The sequence below is a fragment of the Vibrio sp. D173a genome (assembly GCF_030248475.1).
In genome coordinates this window covers 1-736 of record NZ_JAHGAH010001501.1, presented here as the reverse complement: position 1 = coordinate 736, position 736 = coordinate 1, and the positions used below count along the sequence as shown (strand labels likewise).

Genomic DNA, 736 nt, shown 5'->3' with positions numbered 1-736 from the left:
CAAAAATGCTGGTCACCTGCGATCGCCTCATTGCGACCATTGACGGCGGCCACCTTGAACATGTTGCGACTAAAATGGCGCGCGAGATGCTGATCGCCAGCGAAAAGTCTCTCCAGGTCGAGCGCTTCAACCTTGGTGCTCGTCTAGGCCAATGCTGTGGCGGAATCGCTACTCTGACTTCGAACCAATTGGTACTCAGCAGAACCATCTGGTGTTGTTTGGAGCAGGTCACGTGGCCAAAGCTCTATTACACATTGTTGCTACCCTGCCTTTCCGCGTAACCTGGATTGATGAACGCGAAGAAGTGTTCCCAGAAACCTTACCTCAAGGCGTTAAAAAGCTTGTCACTGACGACCCAGTCGGTGAAGTGAAACAGATGCCACCAAACAGTTACTACTTAGTGATGACGCACAACCACCAGCTCGATTTCGACCTAGCTAAAGCCATTATTGACCGTGAAGACAGCCGTTACTTCGGCATGATCGGCTCGCTGACTAAGCGCAAGAAGTTCGATTTCCGCTTGGAACAGCGCGGCTATAGCCAAGAGCAGATTAACACCATGATTTGCCCGATTGGTATCAGCGCTGTGAATGGAAAACATCCTGCAGAAATCGCGGTATCGGTTGCTGGTGAACTAATCGCACACTATCAGGGACAAGCGCTTGAACAGAAGCGCCCTACCCAACATTATCAAACTGAGGATCGTAGCGATCCCAAGCAAACAAGCCATGTAGAC

Annotated in this window: 1 pseudogene; it reads left to right on the top strand. The window is 50.7% G+C overall.

Going from position 1 to position 736, the window contains the following annotated elements:
* Positions 1-736: pseudogene (gene xdhC, locus KIV40_RS34340) on the top strand (xanthine dehydrogenase accessory protein XdhC); the annotation flags it as partial.